Source organism: Stenotrophomonas sp. 22385 (assembly GCF_052045085.1).
Taxonomy (GTDB): domain Bacteria; phylum Pseudomonadota; class Gammaproteobacteria; order Xanthomonadales; family Xanthomonadaceae; genus Stenotrophomonas.
On sequence record NZ_JBQEOG010000001.1, the window covers coordinates 657,092 to 674,125 of the forward strand.

19 protein-coding genes are annotated in these 17,034 nt (G+C 67.4%); 9 read left to right on the top strand and 10 right to left on the bottom strand.

Going from position 1 to position 17,034, the window contains the following annotated elements:
- Positions 1-98: 98 nt before the first annotated feature.
- Positions 99-899 carry a c-type cytochrome gene (locus ACTJI4_RS02780; protein WP_392918225.1) on the bottom strand — a complete coding sequence of 267 codons (801 nt, stop codon included), beginning with the start codon at positions 897-899 and terminating at the stop codon, positions 99-101.
- Positions 900-1,054: 155 nt separating this feature from the next.
- On the opposite strand from ACTJI4_RS02780, the gene yihA reads away from it, so the two are divergent.
- Positions 1,055-1,678: a ribosome biogenesis GTP-binding protein YihA/YsxC gene (gene yihA / locus ACTJI4_RS02785; RefSeq protein WP_440868441.1), complete on the top strand. Its 624-nt coding sequence runs from the start codon at positions 1,055-1,057 to the stop codon at positions 1,676-1,678.
- A gap of 59 nt (positions 1,679-1,737) precedes the next feature.
- On the opposite strand, the gene ACTJI4_RS02790 is transcribed toward yihA, so the two are convergent.
- On the bottom strand, positions 1,738-2,715 hold the full coding sequence (locus ACTJI4_RS02790; RefSeq protein WP_440868442.1) for an MBL fold metallo-hydrolase: 978 nt from the start codon (positions 2,713-2,715) through the stop codon (positions 1,738-1,740).
- Positions 2,716-2,816: 101 nt separating this feature from the next.
- Complete coding sequence (locus tag ACTJI4_RS02795) at positions 2,817-3,641, bottom strand: helix-turn-helix transcriptional regulator (protein ID WP_440868443.1); 825 nt, start codon at positions 3,639-3,641, stop codon at positions 2,817-2,819.
- A gap of 238 nt (positions 3,642-3,879) precedes the next feature.
- Between ACTJI4_RS02795 and ACTJI4_RS02800 the strand changes: the two genes are divergently transcribed.
- Positions 3,880-5,244: a glutamate--cysteine ligase gene (locus tag ACTJI4_RS02800; RefSeq protein WP_440868444.1), complete on the top strand. Its 1,365-nt coding sequence runs from the start codon at positions 3,880-3,882 to the stop codon at positions 5,242-5,244.
- Positions 5,245-5,438: 194 nt separating this feature from the next.
- Here the strand turns inward: ACTJI4_RS02800 and ACTJI4_RS02805 are convergent, their stop codons facing one another.
- Positions 5,439-6,491, bottom strand: coding sequence for an NAD(P)-dependent alcohol dehydrogenase (locus ACTJI4_RS02805; RefSeq protein ID WP_440868445.1), 1,053 nt, complete (start codon positions 6,489-6,491; stop codon positions 5,439-5,441).
- Between the two features lie 104 nt (positions 6,492-6,595).
- On the opposite strand from ACTJI4_RS02805, the gene ACTJI4_RS02810 reads away from it, so the two are divergent.
- A complete protein-coding gene (locus tag ACTJI4_RS02810; protein WP_392918207.1) occupies positions 6,596-7,507 on the top strand; it encodes a LysR family transcriptional regulator in 912 nt (303 codons plus the stop codon).
- On the opposite strand, the gene ACTJI4_RS02815 is transcribed toward ACTJI4_RS02810, so the two are convergent.
- The 5 genes from ACTJI4_RS02815 to ACTJI4_RS02835 form a co-directional block, all read right to left on the bottom strand.
- The gene (locus ACTJI4_RS02815) at positions 7,432-7,890 is read right to left on the bottom strand and encodes a VOC family protein (RefSeq protein WP_392918203.1); all 459 of its coding nucleotides are present in this window, start codon (positions 7,888-7,890) and stop codon (positions 7,432-7,434) included. The two genes, ACTJI4_RS02810 and ACTJI4_RS02815, sit on opposite strands and share 76 nt — an antisense overlap.
- 109 nt (positions 7,891-7,999) lie before the next feature.
- Complete coding sequence (locus tag ACTJI4_RS02820) at positions 8,000-8,182, bottom strand: SDR family NAD(P)-dependent oxidoreductase (RefSeq protein ID WP_392918200.1); 183 nt, start codon at positions 8,180-8,182, stop codon at positions 8,000-8,002.
- Complete coding sequence (locus ACTJI4_RS02825; protein WP_440868446.1) at positions 8,179-8,736, bottom strand: thioredoxin family protein; 558 nt, start codon at positions 8,734-8,736, stop codon at positions 8,179-8,181. Before ACTJI4_RS02825 ends, ACTJI4_RS02820 begins: the two co-directional genes overlap by 4 nt.
- Before the next feature lie 11 nt (positions 8,737-8,747).
- Positions 8,748-9,164, bottom strand: coding sequence for an organic hydroperoxide resistance protein (locus tag ACTJI4_RS02830; protein WP_440868447.1), 417 nt, complete (start codon positions 9,162-9,164; stop codon positions 8,748-8,750).
- Positions 9,165-9,198: 34 nt separating this feature from the next.
- A complete protein-coding gene (locus ACTJI4_RS02835) occupies positions 9,199-10,251 on the bottom strand; it encodes an alpha/beta fold hydrolase (protein ID WP_440868448.1) in 1,053 nt (350 codons plus the stop codon).
- Between the two features lie 295 nt (positions 10,252-10,546).
- Here ACTJI4_RS02835 and ACTJI4_RS02840 point away from each other — a divergent pair, with 295 nt between their 5' ends.
- Genes ACTJI4_RS02840 through ACTJI4_RS02855 form a run of 4 tightly spaced genes read left to right on the top strand, consistent with a single transcriptional unit; the run spans position 10,547 to position 13,860 of the window.
- On the top strand, positions 10,547-11,290 hold the full coding sequence (locus tag ACTJI4_RS02840; RefSeq protein ID WP_440868449.1) for a response regulator: 744 nt from the start codon (positions 10,547-10,549) through the stop codon (positions 11,288-11,290).
- Complete coding sequence (locus ACTJI4_RS02845) at positions 11,287-12,651, top strand: sensor histidine kinase (RefSeq protein WP_440868450.1); 1,365 nt, start codon at positions 11,287-11,289, stop codon at positions 12,649-12,651. Before ACTJI4_RS02840 ends, ACTJI4_RS02845 begins: the two co-directional genes overlap by 4 nt.
- A gap of 37 nt (positions 12,652-12,688) precedes the next feature.
- Complete coding sequence (locus ACTJI4_RS02850) at positions 12,689-13,672, top strand: glycoside hydrolase family 43 protein (protein WP_392918183.1); 984 nt, start codon at positions 12,689-12,691, stop codon at positions 13,670-13,672.
- Positions 13,673-13,710: 38 nt separating this feature from the next.
- Positions 13,711-13,860: a hypothetical protein gene (locus ACTJI4_RS02855; RefSeq protein ID WP_440868451.1), complete on the top strand. Its 150-nt coding sequence runs from the start codon at positions 13,711-13,713 to the stop codon at positions 13,858-13,860.
- A 9-nt stretch (positions 13,861-13,869) separates the two neighbouring features.
- On the opposite strand, the gene ACTJI4_RS02860 is transcribed toward ACTJI4_RS02855, so the two are convergent.
- Positions 13,870-14,940 carry an aldo/keto reductase gene (locus ACTJI4_RS02860; protein WP_440868452.1) on the bottom strand — a complete coding sequence of 357 codons (1,071 nt, stop codon included), beginning with the start codon at positions 14,938-14,940 and terminating at the stop codon, positions 13,870-13,872.
- Positions 14,941-15,055: 115 nt separating this feature from the next.
- On the opposite strand from ACTJI4_RS02860, the gene ACTJI4_RS02865 reads away from it, so the two are divergent.
- Positions 15,056-15,937 (top strand): AraC family transcriptional regulator, encoded by an 882-nt coding sequence (locus ACTJI4_RS02865; protein ID WP_392918174.1) that lies wholly within the window; start codon positions 15,056-15,058, stop codon positions 15,935-15,937.
- Positions 15,938-16,060: 123 nt separating this feature from the next.
- Positions 16,061-17,032 (top strand): helix-turn-helix domain-containing protein, encoded by a 972-nt coding sequence (locus tag ACTJI4_RS02870; RefSeq protein WP_440868453.1) that lies wholly within the window; start codon positions 16,061-16,063, stop codon positions 17,030-17,032.
- The last annotated feature ends 2 nt before the right edge of the window (positions 17,033-17,034 follow it).

The following is a 17,034-nucleotide window of genomic DNA, read 5'->3' on the forward strand; positions in this document are numbered from 1 at the left end:
CTCCATCGGAAAAAACAACGCCGGCCCAGTGCCGGCGTGGCAGTGAACATAACCCGCCGCCTGGGCGGGGCGCATCTGTCATCGGTTCTGGCACGCCGTCATTGCCGTGCGCCGCCCAGGGCCGAACGCGGCGCGGCGGCGGCCACGTCGTCGGCGCGGTTGTGCAGGCCCTGCAGGTAGCTGCCCAGTGCCTGGATTTCCTGTTCGGTCAGCGACTTGGCGATAGTGGCCATGATCTGGAAGTGCGCCTTGTCGGTCTGCTGGGTGACCCCGGCCTGGTACTCCTGCAGCCGCCGCGCCACATACGAGGCGTGCTGGCCGCCCACGTGCGGGTAAGCCGGGCCCGGGTTGCCGGCACCGGTGGGACCATGGCACGCCATGCACGCCGGAATGCCACGCTGGGCATCACCGCCGCGGTAGAGCTGCTGGCCGATTTCGTAGAACTTCTTGTCCTTGTGCGGACCTTCGGTCACCAGGCTGTCATCGGCAAGCCCTGCGCTGGCCTTCTGCGTTGCGAAATACGCACCGATGTCACGCATGTCCTGCGGGGTGAGGTCCTGTACGAACGGCACCATCGCCGCCGCCGCCCCGGAAGTACGCTGGCCATTGGCGATCAGGGCCATCTGCTGCGCAGCGTAGCGCTCGCTCTGGCCGGCGATGCTGGGGTACATCTCCACGGTCGAGTTGCCATCGGCCGAATGGCACGCCGCACACGCGGCAGCCTTGGTCTGGCCCGCCTTGGCATCGCCCCAGGTGGTCTTGCTGAAATCGACTTCGAGCGACGCCGTCCTCACCGGCGTGTTGTCCGGCAGCGGGGTCACTGCGGTCTGGGCGTACGCAACGGCGGCGAGCAACGATACAGCAACAGCGGAAACGGCAAGAACGCGAGCATGGCGCATGCGGAAGCTCCGTGTGGACCGGCCTGGCGTGTGCAGGCTGCACACGCGGGGATTGCCCGATTATCCATGCCGTTTCACGCCGGGGTCAACGCGGCAGTGCGGCAAAACCCGTGACCGGCAGCACGCGGCGAGCCCGGACATGCGATCCTATGCCCATGTCATTGCTCCTCGAACGCGCCCATTACCTGCTCTCGGCCCACAATACCCGGCAATTGCCGGATGACGTGGGGGCCGAAGTGGCCTTTGCCGGCCGCTCCAACGCCGGCAAATCCAGTGCCCTCAACGCCCTGACCCGCCAGAACAGCCTGGCCCGGGTCTCCAAGACCCCCGGCCGCACCCAGCAGCTGGTGTTCTTCGAAGTCACCCCGGACGCCAAGCTGGTCGATCTGCCCGGTTACGGCTACGCCAAGGTGCCGCTGGACCTGCAGGCGCACTGGCAGGCCTTCATCGACCAGTACTTCCGCACCCGCGAGGCCCTGCGCGGGCTGGTGGTGGTGATGGACATCCGCCACCCGCTCAAGGACTACGACCGGCAGATGCTGGCTTATGCGGTCCGGCGCGGGCTGCCGGCGCACGCGCTGCTGACCAAGGCCGACAAGCTCGGCCGTGGGCAGCAGGGCATTGCCCTGCAGAAGGTGCGCAAGGAACTGCAGTCCGCCTTTGGCGACACCGTCAGCGTGCAGACCTTCTCCGGCCCGGCCCGCCAGGGCGTGGAGGAGGCGCGTGGGATCATCGGCGGCTGGCTGGGCCTCAACACGCCGGCGCCCGACGCGGCGTAACCCGTCACCCGACCGAGGGTAGGGTGACCGGTAGGTACCGACCGTTGGTCGGTACACATTCACCGCGCCGATAACGGCGCGAATTCGCCCGGGACCCACGCGAACGCGTCGCCTTCCCGGCGGACATGGCCCAACCCCGGGAACGGCAGGTGGGCACCGGCGACCCACCACCCCCCATCGGCGGCCTGCGCCATCATCGCGCGGCGGCTGGCAATGGCTGCGGTGCGGTCGCTGTCGGCCTCATAGGCGGCCTGTGGCTGGGCGAACTGCACGGCGTGGAAGTGCACGATGTCGCCCCACACCAGGACCGCCTGCCCATCACCGCCCTCGATCTTCCAGGACACATGGCCCGGGGTATGCCCGTGGCTGTCCAGCGCGGTGACGCCGTTCGGCAGCGCCTGGGCCGGGCTGAAGCGCTTCAGCTTGCCGCTGGCCACGTACGGTGCCACGGCCTTGCGGGCAAAGGCGAAAGCAAAACGCACGCCCTGCGGCGCGCCGGCCTCGCTGGCCGGCTCCAGCCAATAGGCCGCATCGGCGTCGGACAGCCACACGGTGGCGTTGGGATACGCGACCTTGTCCTGTGCATCGAGCAGGCCGCACAGGTGGTCCGGGTGGGCGTGGGTGAGCAGGACATCATCCACGTCGGCCGGGTCGTAGCCGGCCTTGCGCAGGTTACCCAGCACCTGGCCCAGCCCCGGACCGAAGCAGCCGGCGGTGCCGGTGTCGACCAGGGTGAGGTGGTTGCCGCGCTGGATCAGGTAGGCATTGACTGCGGTCTGCAGGCCCTTGGCGTCTTCGGGCACGTAGCGGTGGTCGAGCAGGCGGGTGACCGCGCCCGGTGCGATGCCGACCAGTTCCGAGCGACCCAGCGCCACGGTGCCGTCGAACAGGGCGGTGACGTCCAGTTCGCCGATCTGCTGGTGGTAAACGCCGGCTACCTGTTCCAGCGGGTGGTGGGTGGTGGTGGCGAACGCAGGTACGGCAACCGTGGCCAGCAGCAGGGCGGCGGCCAGGACACGCACACGGGGGAGGGACATGATCGTTTCCATACAAGGCGGCAGCGCCGCGGTACCTGCATGGTGCGCGGGGCGGGCGCGGCGTTCCGCTCAGAATGCGCGGCGAAACGCTCGCGGTGCGCTCAGCTGTTGCCGATCGCTGTCGGTTCCAGCCCGTAGCGCGCGGCGAAGCGCTTGCTGAAACTGCCCGTCGAGCGGTAGCCGACCCGCGCGGCAATGGTCTTGAGCGGCAGTTGGGTGGTGTAGAGCAGGTTCATGGCGTGGGCCAGGCGCGCATCGGCGATCAGCTCGCGCACGCTGGACTGCTCGCTGGCCAGGCGGCGGCGCAGGGTGGCGCCGCTGAGGCCGAGCTGGTCTTCGAAATCGCGCGATTGCCAGTCGCGTTCGGGCTGGGCCGCAATCAGGTCGCGGATCCGTTCGCCCAGGCTGGGTTCGGGCGCCACCAGCAGGCTGCCATGGCCCAGCCGGCAGAACGCCAGCACCAGTGCTGCCAGTGCCAGCCGTGCTTCGGTGTACCGGGCGTGCTCAAGCGCGTGCCGCCACTGGCGCAGGGTGTCGGCATGGTCGTGCAGTGACAGCTTCGCCAGTACATCGCCGGCCTCGGGCAAGGGCTCGTTCCACAGCACGCGCGCGGCGGACAACGCTTCGGCGCACAGCGGCACGATCGCGCTGAGGTACAGCCCGGTCTGCGGATCGGGCGTGTTGACCACGTCGATCCGGCAGCGTTGGGTGATCAGGAACAGATCGCCGGGCACCAGCTGCAGGGTCTGGTGCGCGGTGCGCACCTGCTTGCGACCCTGCAGCAGGATGGCGAACTGCGGTTGCGGAATGTCCACCGACTGGGCGCCGTGTTCGCGGCGCGCGGTAACGCACGCATAGCCGCCCGCGCGCTGGCAGTCGGCAAGGCTGGCCATCTCGGCCAGCAGCGGATCGAGGGTAACGGGCATGTCCATTACCGTGCAGTATCGGCCAAGCCGCCGTGCCATGCCGCTGGCGGTCACCGGGCCGGGGGGCGCGCACGCCAGGCGCGGCGGGCATGGCGGGCGGTCAAGTCCCACCCAGTAGGATGCTGAAAACCGTCACGGTGGCATGACGGCTGGAACGGCCACCCTATACTGCGCCCTTGCGATGCAGGGCGATCAGCCCCACATCCCCGTCCAGTCCAGAATTCCTGCGAGCCTCCCCTTGTCGAGCCCCAGCCACGTCGCCGAGACGCCGATTACCGACCGTAATGAACTGGTCGCCACGTTGGCCTCCGGCGAAAAGCCCAAGGCGCAGTGGCGCATCGGCACCGAACACGAGAAGTTCGGCTTCCGGCTGGACGACCTGCGCCCGCCCACCTTCGAGGGTGACCGGGGTATCGAGGCGCTGCTCACCGGGCTGACCCGTTTCGGCTGGGCGCCGGTGCAGGAGAACGGCCGCACCATCGCGCTGCTGCGCGACAACGCGTCGGTCACGCTGGAGCCAGCCGGGCAGCTGGAGCTGTCGGGCGCGGCGCTGGAAAGCATCCACCAGACCTGTGTGGAAACGGGCACGCATCTCAACGAGGTGGCGCAGGTGGCGGCGGAGCTGGAGCTGGGCTTCCTGGGCATGGGCTTCCAGCCGAAGTGGACGCGCGGGGAGATGCCGTGGATGCCCAAGGGCCGCTACCGCATCATGCGCGATTACATGCCCAAGGTCGGTTCGCTGGGGCTGGACATGATGACGCGCACCTGCACGGTGCAGGTGAACCTGGATTACGCCACCGAAGCGGACATGGTGAAGAAGTTCCGGGTGTCGCTGGCGCTGCAGCCGGTCGCCACGGCGCTGTTCGCCGATTCGCCGTTCACCGAGGGCAAGCCGAACGGTTACCTGAGCTACCGTTCGCACATCTGGACGGACACGGATGCGGACCGCACCGGCATGCTCGACTTCGTGTTCGAGGATGGCTTCGGTTACGAGCGTTACGTGGATTACCTGCTCGATGTGCCGATGTACTTCTCCTACCGCGATGGCGTCTACCACGATGCCAGTGGGCAGAGCTTCCGCGATTTCATGGTGGGCAAGTTGCCGGTGCTGCCTGGCCAGCTGCCGACGCTGCGCGACTGGTCCGATCACATGACCACGGCGTTCCCCGAAGTGCGTCTGAAGAAGTATCTGGAAATGCGCGGCGCGGATGGCGGCCCGTGGGCGCGGCTGTGCGCGCTGCCGGCGTTCTGGGTGGGGTTGCTGTACGACGATGCCGCGCTGGATGCGGCGTGGGACCTAGTGCGTGATTTCACTCTGGTAGAGCGCCATGCGCTGCGCGATGGCGTACCGAAGCATGCGCTGAACCTGCCGTTCCGCGGTGGCACGGTGCGCGACCTGGCGGCCGAGGCGTTGAAGATCGCGATCGCGGGCCTGAAGCGGCGCGCGGCGCGCAATGCGGACGGGCAGGATGAAAGCCACTTCCTGGATGTGCTGCAGGAGATCGTGGCGTCGGGCATCACGCCTGCGGAGCGCAAGCTGGCGCTGTACCACGGTGAGTGGAACCAGAGCGTGGACCCGGTGTTCAAGCAGTTCGCTTACTGATTCTTCTTGGTTGGTCGCTGAGAGCAGCGTTTCTGTTGCTGCGTGCTGGGCGGCCGGCGGTCAGCCCCCTACGCGACACGCCGTGAATCCGTCCATGGAGGCTTGTCAAAAACATCCATGTTTTTGACAGTCGCTACGGGGGCTGCCCGCCGGCCGCCCCCTCATGCATTGCGCGATGCGGTTGGCAAACGCGGTTATGCCGCCAACGTTGCCATGTCGATCACGAACCGATACCGCACATCGTTTTTCGCCATGCGCGCCCAGGCTTCGTTGACGGTCTTGATGTCGATCACTTCCACGTCGCTGACGATGTTGTGTTCGGCACAGAAATCCATCATTTCCTGGGTTTCGGCCATGCCGCCAATCGCCGAGCCGGTCACGTGCTTGCGACCGAAGATCACGCTGGAACCCATCAGCGGCGGGTCCAGTTCGGTGATCACGCCCACCAGGCACATGGTGGCGTCACGCTTGAGCAGCTGCATGTACGGGTTGGTGTCGTGGCTGACCGGGATGGTGTTGAGCAGGAAGTCGAAGCTGTTGGCGTGGGCCTTCATCTGCGCCGGATCGCGCGAGACCAGCACCTCATCGGCGCCCAGGCGCTTGGCATCGGCACCCTTTTCCGGGGTGGTGGTGATCATTACCACGGTGGCGCCCATCGCCTTGGCGAACTTCACGCCCATGTGGCCGAGGCCACCCAGGCCGATCACGCCGACCTTCTGGCCGGGGCCGACTTTCCAGTGGCGCAGGGGGGAGTAGGTGGTGATGCCGGCGCAGAGCAGCGGGGCGGCGGCCTTCAGGTCGAGCGTGTCGGACACCTTCACCACGAAGCGCTGCTCGACCACGATATGGTCGGAGTAGCCGCCGTAGGTGAGCTGGTCGCTGCCGCGCTCTTGGCTGTTGTAGGTGTAGGTCGGACCCTTTTCGCAGTACTGCTCCAGGTCGTGGTCGCAGGCGTCGCAATGGCGGCAGGAGTCGACCATGCAGCCGACGCCGGCGAAGTCGCCGACCTTGAAGCGGGTGACGTTGGCGCCGACGTCGGTGACCCGGCCGATGATTTCGTGGCCCGGGACCATCGGGAACCGGGCGCCGCCCCAGTCGTCGCGGGCCTGGTGCAGGTCGGAGTGGCAGATGCCGTTGTAGAGGATCTGGATGCGGACATCGTCGGCACCGACGGCGCGGCGTTCGAAGGAGAACGGCACCAGCGGCGCGGTCTGGTCATGCACGGCGTAGCCATGGGCAAGGGACATGGGGATATCCTGGGTTTTATGGAAAGGCGCTTTACAATACGCCCGGTTTCCATGGGTATACAGTCAGGATATCGGCATGCTTCATCAAGGCAGACTGCACAATCGTGGCCACTGACAACCTGACCCACCTGGCCGCGTTCGCGGCGGTGGCCCGTCACCGAAGCTTCCGCCGCGCGGGGGCGGAACTGGCGCTGTCGACCTCGGCGGTGAGCTATGCGATCCGCGCGCTGGAGGAGCGGTTGGGGGTAGGCCTGTTCCACCGTACCACCCGCAGCGTGGCGCTGACCGAGGCCGGACAGCGGCTGCTCGATCGCCTGCAGCCGGCACTGGGCCAGGTGCATGACGCGCTGGAAGAAATGAACCACTTCCGTGCGGCGCCGGCCGGGCTGTTGCGGATCAATGCCACCCGCGCGGCGGTACACACCCAGCTGGGACCTCGCCTGGCCCATTTCCTGCGCGTGCACCCGGATGTGCGGTTGGAGGTGGCGCAGGATGATGGCTTGGTGGATATCGTGGCCGAGGGCTACGACGCCGGCGTGCGGTTGCATGAGTTCGTGCCGGAAGACATGGTGGCGGTGCCGCTGGGGCCGCCGCTGCGCGGGCTGATCGTGGCGTCGCCGGCTTACCTGCAGGGGCGGGTGGTGCCACTGCACCCGCGTGAACTGGTCGAGCATGAGTGCGTGCGTTTTCGCTTCGCCAGCGGCCATCTGTACAAGTGGCAGTTCGAGCGTGATGGGCAGACGCTGGACATCGAAGTGCCGGGCCGGCTCACGCTCGGGGATCAGCACACGATCCTGCAGGCGGTGCTGGATGGACTGGGCCTGGCCTACGTGCTTGAGGATGCCGCGCGCCCGTACCTTGACGACGGCCGGCTGGTGGCGGTGCTGCAAGACTGGAGCGAACCGTTCGCCGGCTGGGTGCTGTATTACCCACGCCAGCGTCAGATGTCCTCGGCATTGCGCGCGTTCGTGGACATGCTGCGCGGCCCCTGGACGGGTTCGCTGATCTCGTCGTAGCCACGGCCGAGAAACTGCAGCAGGCAGAAGCCATGGCCGAACGGATCGGCGAGCAGGGCGATCCGGCCCCAGGCGTGGGTGGCCGGCGGCTGTTCCACGCGCGCGCCAGCGGCTACCGCGCGGGCCAGGGCGGCATCCAGGTCATCCACCACCCAGTCCAGGTGCAGCGGCGTCCAATGCCGGCGGTAATCGCGGCGGTCGCGCACCTGTGGTGTGGCCGAGCTGCCTGAAGCCTTGGCCAGCAGGTAGATCGGTGCCGGTCCACCCAGCAGTTCCACGCCGTCGCTTCCGAAGCGCCGCCCCACATGCAGGTCGAAGGCGCGCGTATAGAACGCCAGCCCCGCATCGAGATTGTCCACATCGATGTTGACCAGAAATTCCATGCGAAACCCTCTGCGGAAAGGAGCGGTCAGGCCCTGTATGACCGCCACGGTACACGTTCATCCGGACTGCGGTCCCGGGGCCGCCCATGCGTTGTCCGAATCCAGGAGCTCAATCAACGGCGAAGTCAGTTGATTCAGTCAGCGCACGCCAACGGTCGCGCTCGATCAGGTCATGCAACGAATCAGGGTTGCGCGCGGTGGCGACCAGCCGATGGCCTGCCGCCAGCACCGCTTCGGCCAGGGCGCGGCCAAGGCCCCGTGAGCTGCCGGTGATCAACCAGGTGGATGTCATGGGGAATGCTCCGTTGCGGCGAGTAGTTTGCGGATATGCGCTTCGGTGGCCGCGTAATCGCCTTCGCCGAAATGCCGGTAGACGATGCGGCCCTGCTGGTCGATCAGGTACAGCGCCGGCCAGTACTGGTTTCCGTACGCGCGCCAGGTCTGGTAAGCGTTGTCCTGCGCTACCGGCCAGGTGACACCGAGGCGTTTCACTGCCGCTTCCACGTTGCGCGGCAGCTTTTCATAGCCGAACTCGGGGGTGTGCACGCCGATCACGGTCAACCCCTGGCCAGCGTAGGCGTCATGCCAACGCTTCACGTGTGGCATCACGTTGAGGCAGTTGATGCAGGAGTAGGTCCAGAATTCCACCAGCACGACCTTGCCGCGCAGCTGCTGCAGCGATTGCGCCGGGCCGTTGAGCCAGTGCTCGATGCCGGTGAACTCCGGCGCCTGCGGCGCCGGCATGTTGGGGCTGGGCGGAACCGGGTCGGCCGCTGCGCCCGGCGTACAGGCGCTGGCGGAGATACACGCGGCCAGCAGGGTGATGATCGGGCGAAGCATGCGCATGGTCTTTCTCCTCAGGCGACCGAGAGCTGTACGTCGATGTTGCCGCGCGTGGCCTTGGAGTACGGGCAGGTGCGGTGCGCTGCTTCCACCAGTGCCGTTGCCTGCGCACGGTCCATGCCGGGCACGCTCACCCGCAGCCGTGCCTGCAGCTGGTAGTCCTCGCCCACCATGCCGAGGTCGACTTCGGCATCGATGGCGGTGTCGGCGGGCAGGGTCAGGTCCAAGCTGCGCGCGGCCTTGGCCATCGCGCCCTGGAAGCAGGCCGACCAGCCCGCCGCGAACAGCTGCTCGGGGTTGCTGCCCGGCTTCCCGCTTCCCGGCGGGGACAGGCCGATGTCCAGTTGGCCGTCGTCGCTGTACGCGCGCCCGGCGCGGCCGCCGACGGTGTGGGTCTTGCCGGTGTAAAGCACCTTGTCGATTGCGTTCATGGGGATTGCCTCGGTGTGGATGAAGGGGGATGGATCAGAGCGCAGCGGCGTCGATCACCGCCTGGACGAACGCCTGCGGTGCTTCCTGCGGCGGGTTGTGGCCCACGCCACCCCGCAGCAGGCGATGCTCATAGGGACCGGTGAACTTGGCGGCGTAGGCCTCGGCCTTGGGGTGTGGTGCGCCGTTGGCATCCCCTTCCAGGGTGATGGTCGGCACGCGGATGGTCGGTGCCTGCGCCAGGCGCTGCTCCAGCGCGGCGTACTTCGGCTCGCCGTCGGCCAGGCCCAGGCGCCAGCGGTAGTTGTGCACCACGATGGCCACGTGGTCGGGGTTGTCGAGCGCGGCGGCGCTGCGCGCGAACGTTGAGTCGTCGAAGCGCCACTGCGGCGAGGCCAGCTGCCAGATCTGGCGGGCGAAGTCGTGCGTGTAGGTTGCGTAGCCGGCCTGGCCTCGATCGGTGGCGAAGTAGAACTGGTACCACCACTGCAGCTCGGCCTGCGGCGGCAACGGCGTCCTGCCGGCTGCCTGGCTGCCGATGAGATAGCCGCTGACCGAAACCAGCGACTTGACCCGCTCCGGCCACAGCGCGGCAACGATGTCGGCCGAGCGTGCGCCCCAGTCGAAGCCGGCCAGGTTGGCGCGCGGGATGTGCAGGGCATCAAGCAGGTTCAGTACATCGGAGGCCAGCGCGGCCGGTTCGCCATTGCGCGGCGTCTGCGCCGACAGGAAGCGGGTGCTGCCGTAGCCACGCAGGTGCGGCACGATCACCCGGTAGCCCTTGGCCGCCAGCTGCGGCGCGACCTCGGCATAGGCATTGATGTCATAAGGCCAGCCGTGCAGCAGCACGACCACCTCGCCGTCGGCCGGTCCCAGCTCGGCGTAGGCCACGTCCAGGTCGCCAGCGACGACATGCTTGTTCGCCTCCAGCGGGGGCGGCGCGTGTGCGGCCGCCACTGTCGGCGCAGGGACAGGCAAGGCAGTCGATGCGAGGGCGGATGCAGAGGCCGCCAAGGCCATCGCCATGGCCAGCAGGGAGGCGCTGAATGATCGGGGCGAACGGGACAGCGGGAAAGAAGTCGTGTGCATGGTGCTCTCCGTTGATGTTCAGATGGCCCAGCCGCCATCGATGGTCAGGCTGGAACCGGTCATGTAGGCCGGCGGCCGGCAACGGCGCGCCGGCGCTGGAGGCCATTCAACGCCCGCCCCGTATCCGGCAGGTGTCGGCGAACCCGGCGATTTGTCGCCTTTCCGCACCACGGCGGCGATTGATACACAGTCATACAAATGGATGCCCCCGCCTTGCCGCAGCGGCGCGGTGGCGGCGATACCATGCGGCCAAGGACCCGCTGCGGGTCACCGATGGCCACCACGCGGAGCAGGCATGAGCACCCACACCGACCACATCCTGGTTGTCGATGACGACGCCGACATCCGCCAGCTGGTCGGCGACTATCTGCGCCGCAATGGCCTGCGCGTGAGCCAGGCGGCCGACGGGCGCGAGATGCGCGCCACGCTGGAGACCAGCGACGTGGACCTGATCGTGCTGGACGTGATGATGCCGGGCGAAGACGGGCTGTCGCTGTGCCGGAACCTGCGCGCCGGCAAGCACCGTGCGGTGCCGGTGGTGATGCTGACCGCGCGCGATGATGAAACCGATCGCATCATCGGGCTGGAAATGGGCGCCGACGATTACGTGGTCAAGCCGTTCTCCTCGCGCGAGCTGCTGGCGCGCATCAACGCGGTGATCCGCCGCGCGCGCATGCTGCCGCCGAACCTGCAGGTGAGCGAGGCCGCACGGTTGATCCGCTTTGGCAGCTGGCGGCTGGATACCAGTGCGCGGCACCTGCTGGATGAGGCCGGCACGGTCTATCCGCTCAGTGGCGGCGAGTTCCGCCTGTTGCGGGTGTTCATTGACCATCCGCAGCGTGTGCTCAGCCGCGACCAGCTGCTCAACCTGACCCAGGGGCGCGACGCCGAACTGTTCGACCGCTCCATCGACCTGCTGGTCAGCCGCCTGCGCCAGCGCCTGGGCGATGGCGCGCGCGAACAGACCTTCATCAAGACCGTGCGCAGCGAAGGCTATGTGTTCAGCCAGCCGGTCGTACTGCTCGACGAGGACGCATGAACGCGGCCGTGCAACCCCGCAGGTTCTCCTGGTTGCCGCGCACGCTGGGTACGCGGCTGCTGCTGATTCTGGCGGCCGGCATGCTGCTTGCCCATGGCCTGTCGTTCGCGCTGCTGTTCCATGAGCGCGCCACTGCCACGCGCGCGATGATGTTGAGCAACATGGAGGACGACGTGCCGCTCAGCGTGGCGCTGCTCGAGCATCTGTCACCAGCCGAACGCGCCGCGTGGCTGCCACAGCTGGAACGGCGCACCTACCGCTACCTGCTGCGCCCCGCACAGCCGGGCAGCGCGCTGGCCAGTGACCGCGCACGCCAGGTGACCGGGTTGATCGATGATTCGCTGGCACACCGCTATGCATTGCGCCCGCGCGCGGTCTCGGCGTCGCCCGAGCGCTACGAAGTAGAGCTGACCCTGGCCGATGGCCAGCCGTTGACCATTGAGGTCACGCCTTCGCGGCTGCCGATCGCGCGCTGGCTGCCCTGGGTGCTCGCCGCGCAGGTGCTGCTGTTGCTGGGCTGCGTGTGGCTGGCGGTGCGCCTGGCCACACGCCCGCTGGTACGGCTGGCCGACGCCGCCGACCGACTGGACGTGGCCGGGCAGGGCGAAGCGATCAGCGAACAGGGACCGCAGGAAGTGGAGGCCGCGGCACGCGCGCTGAACGCGCTGCAATCGCGCGTGGCCGCGCACGTCAGCGAGCGCATGCAGATCCTGGCGGCGATCTCGCACGACCTGCAGACGCCGATCACGCGACTGCGGCTGCGCATTGAATCGCTGGAAGAGACGCCTGCGCAGGAGCGCCTGCTGGGCGATGTGACCCAGCTCAGCCAGCTGGTGCGCGAGGGCATCGATTACGCGCGCAGCGCGACCGTCAGCATGGGCATCCCGGTGCAGCTCGATCTGCCCGCGTTTCTCGACAGCGTGGTGGGCGACTACGAGGAGGTGGGCAAACCGGTGCGGCGCGTGGCCGGTGCCCAGGCAGCGCTGCCGACCCACCCGCAGGTGCTGCGGCGGGTGGTGCAGAACCTGGTCGACAACGCGCTGGCGTACGCCGGCAGCGCCGACGTGGGTCTGACCATAGGCGCGCAGGGCGAGGTGAGCATTGATGTGATGGACCGCGGGCCAGGCATTCCCGAGGCGTCGCTGGCGGCGGTGCTGCAGCCCTTCCATCGGCTGGAGCCTTCGCGTGGCCGCATCAGCGGCGGTACCGGCTTGGGCTTGGCCATCGCCGACCAGCTGGCCCGCGTACTGGGTGGGCGGTTGACCCTGGCCAATCGGGAAGGTGGCGGGCTGCGTGCAACCCTGGAGCTGCCCCGGGAAAATGCTGCAGTGCGCACAAAGCCGACGCTTGAATCGATCTAAACTGCTCCCTCGATGATCTGGCATGGGAGGGCAGGGCATGGGAGTTCGCAGCACGATGATGGTGGCCGCAGCACTGGCGGCAGCGGTTTCGTTTGGCGCGGTGGCCGCGCCGATGTCCGGCAACCCGATCCTGCCCGGCTGGTATGCCGATCCGGAAGCGGCGGTGTTCGGCAAGACCTATTGGATCTTCCCGACCAGCTCGCGCCCGTATGCCGAGCAGACCGCGTTCGACGCGTTTTCGTCGCCCGACCTGGTCCAGTGGACCCGTCATCCGGGGGTGCTGAAGATCGAAGCGGTGTCCTGGGCCAAAGAAGCGCTGTGGGCCCCGTCAGTGGTGGAGAAGGACGGAAAGTACTACTTCTTCTTCTCTGCCAACGACATCAAGAACGACAACGAAGTGGGCGGCATCGGCGTTGCCGTTGCCGACCGGCCGGAGGGCCCCTACCGCGACCTGCTGGGCAAGCCGCTGATCGGCTCGTTCCACAACGGTGCCCAGCCCATCGACCAGTTCGTGTTCAAGGATGACGATGGCACCTGGTACATGCTTTACGGCGGCTGGAAGCACGCCAATATCGTACGGCTGAAGGACGATTTCACCGGGATCGAGCCGCTGGCCGATGGCACGCTGTACAAGGAGATCACCCCCGCGCCGGAGTATGTCGAGGGCTCGCTGATGTTCAAGCGCGGCGGCCGCTACTACTACATGTGGTCCGAAGGCGGCTGGGGCGAGCCGGACTATTCAGTGGCCTACGCGATCGCCGACACGCCCACCGGGCCGTTCAAGCGGATCGGCCGGATCCTCCAGCAGGACCCGGCCATTGCTACGAGCGCCGGCCACCATTCGCTCATCCATGCGCCCGACGACGACAGCTGGTACATCGTCTACCACCGGCGCCCGTTGGGGAAGACCGGCCGCAATGAACGCGCCACCGCCATCGACCGCATGGTCTTCGATGAACAGGGCCATATTCTTCCGGTGAAGATGACGCATGAAGGCGTGCCGGCCCATCCCGTGCGCTGACGCGGCATTCCGAGCGTACGGCGGACGAGGGATGTGCCATGCTGGTCGCCACCAACAGGGAGCACGCCATCATGGCCAAGGGTCTGGACAAACAGAAAGAGCAGAAGAAGAAGCCTGCCAAAACCGCGAAGGAAAAAAAGGCGGAAAAGACCGAAAAGAAGGCCACGCGCGGGTTCGCGCCAACCTGATCCGTGCGGTCATCGCCGCGCGGACAGCGCGGCGGTGCCGAAGATCAGCTGCTGTGCCATCGGCCGGCCGATGAAGCGCGCCGGGAAGATGGGTGCCGGCGCGCTGGCGGCATCCAGCAGCGCCAGATGTTCCGCGCTGAGTCGAACGGCAAGGGCCCCCATGTTGTCTTCGGCCTGCGCGAGGGTGCGTGCGCCGATGATGGGTGACACCACGGCCGGGTTGACCAGCGTCCAGGCGATGGCCACCTGCGAACGCGACGCGCCCAGTTCCCCGGCGACCATACCCACTGCATCGGCAATGTCCAGCGAACGCCGGTTGAGGTGCCCGGTGGAAGCAATGACGCCTCTCCGGCTCGGCGCGACATCTGCTCCGTTCTCGTCGGAAAGATCGGCCGTGCTGTACTTGCCGGTAAGGATGCCACCGCCCAGCGGTGACCACGGCAATACGCCCAGGCCCATGGCCTCCGCCATCGGCAGCAGTTCATGTTCGACCGTGCGTTCGACCAGACTGTACTCGATCTGCAGTGCGACCAGCGGCGCCCAGCCGCGCAGATCGGCCAGGGTCTGCATCTCGGCCACGCGCCAGGCCGGCGTGTTGCAGATGCCAAGGTAGAGGATCTTGCCGGCACGGACCAGATCGTCCAGTGCCCGCATCACTTCGTCCGGCCGGGTGGTGAAGTCCCATGCGTGGAGATACATCACATCGATACGGTCGGTATCCAGCTGGGCCAGGCTGGCTTCCACAGAGCGCACCAGGTTGAAGCGGTGGTTGCCACCGGAATTGATGTTGGCCGGATCGCGCGCCATCGTGAACTTGGTGGCGATCGCCAGCCGGTCGCGCTGGCGCTTGATGAAGCGGCCGAGGATGCGCTCGGACGCGCCATTGGTGTAGTTCACCGAGGTATCGATGAAATTCCCACCGCGGTCGACGTACGCATCGAAGATGCGCCGGGCCTCGGCCTCATCGGCGCCCCAGCCCCAGTCGGCACCGAATGTCATGGTGCCCAGGGAAAGGGGCGAGACACGCAGGCCGGAGCGGCCCAGCAGGCGGTAGTGGTCCAGCGAAGCGGGATGGCTCATGTGTGTTCTCCAGCGCAGGGGTGGGGTGCCCAGTCTCGGTCGGCCGGGTACCAGGGCGGTAGCCGCACTGTGCGGAAAGCTTGCACGATCGTCCGGAGGCCCGCGATGATGGGGCATGCCACAGCTCACCCGATTCCGCGATGCCATCGCCCGGCATGCCCCTCATGACGGTACTTTCCCCACGGCCCTGCCCGGCGTCACGCTGATCCGCTGCGCGACTCCCACGTTGCCGATGCCGGTCATCTACGAGCCCACCGTGTGCTTCGTTGCCCAAGGCCGCAAGCGGGCGACGCTTGGCGCGCGCACCTTCCACTACGACCCGGCCAGCTATCTGGTGGCGTCAGTCGGGGTGCCGGTGATGGGCGCGGTGATCGAGGCCACGGCAGCGCAGCCGTACCTGAGCCTGCAGCTCGACCTGGATGCGGCCACGCTGGCGGAGCTGGCATTGCAGCATCCGCGTCCCCGGCAGCCGGACAGTGCGGTAGCGGGTCTGGCGCTTGAGACCATGACGCCGGGCCTGCTCGACGCGGCTACCCGTCTGGTGAGCTTGCTCGATACGCCCGCTGATGCCGCCGCGCTGGCACCATTGGCGGTCCGGGAAATCCTGTACCGCCTGCTCGCCGGGCCCAAGGGCGACGCCCTGCATGCACTGACCCGTGCCAACAGCCGGCAGGCGCAGATCGCGCGGGCCATCGCGTGGCTGCGGCTCAACTTCAGGCGTGCCTGCGCCATTGGCGACATCGCCGAGGCCGCCGGGATGAGCCGCTCTACGCTGCACGAGCACTTCAAGTCGGTCACCGACATGAGCCCGCTGGCGTTCCGCACCCGGCTGCGCATGCAGGAAGCGCGACGCCTCATGGTGGCAGACGGGCTGGACGCCGCCAGTGCGGGCTATGCCGTGGGCTACGACAGCCCCTCGCAGTTCAGCCGCGACTACGCACGCCTGTTCGGCGCACCGCCGGCGCGTGATGCCCAGCGCCTGCGGAAGCAGCGTTGACCCCGCGGCAGCAAGTAGATTTACCGGTCGGGCCACAGTGCAAGTTCGGATACGCCCGCAGCGCGTCGCGGCGACCATCACAGATGGCGTCCGCCCCGCCTGCCCGGCGTCCGATGCACCCCCATGGTCCAGCTGAAGTTCACTGATTTCGAGGCATATGCCAAGGCCGTGGCTGGCGTGGACGGTGATATCCGGGTGATCGGACCGGACCGGGGTGGGTGGACGCTGGATGTGCTCGATGCCGGCGAACTGAATGCCATGCTTGGCCGGGAAGGTGCGCCGGTGCTGTACAGCGGCACCAACCATGCCGGTCGCTACGGTGCGTACATTTCCCTGCCCGGCAGCGACGCCTGCATGCAGGGCCAGCAGGCGACCGATGACCAGTTCATCTGGTACGCCCCCGGCAGCGATGTGCATGGCTACACGCGAAGGCCCTCGCGGTTCATCGGACTCGATCTGGACGGCACGGCGGTGGTAAGACGTGCGCGTGAAGTGGCCGGTCTGTTCGAGGAGCACATCGAGCGCACGTATCCCGTGGTGGTGGGCCGCAGTGAAATCGCCCCCATCATCGGTATGGTTACCCGTGCCCTGGCGGTCCATCGCGAGACGCCGGCGGTGTTCGACAGTGCAAGCGTGCGTGTTGCATTCAGCGGGCAGGTGATCCATGCCCTGCTGCGTTGCCTGGTCCTGCACAATGCCGGGGCTGTGCGACGTGTGCGCGGACGCCCTGCGGTACCTCGCAACGAGGTGATCCGCCGCAGCGTTGATCACATCCAGAGAAGCATCCGCGGCGAGGCAGCACTCGGTGACCTGCTGCTGAGCGCTGGTACCTCGCAGCGCTCGCTGAGCCGCGCGTTCGATGAAGTATTCGGCATGGGGCCGCAGCAGTACTACATGCTCGAACGCCTGCACGTGGTGCGCAAGGCGCTGCGCGAGGCTGCACCGGGCGATACCGTCACCTCGATCTGCACCCGTTTCGGAGTCTGGGACCAGGGCCGCTTCGCCGGCATGTACCACCGTACTTTCGGTCTGCGCCCGTCGGCGGAACTGGCCGCCGCGCTGGGAGGCGCGAAGTCAGCGCGCCGGACGCGTTGATC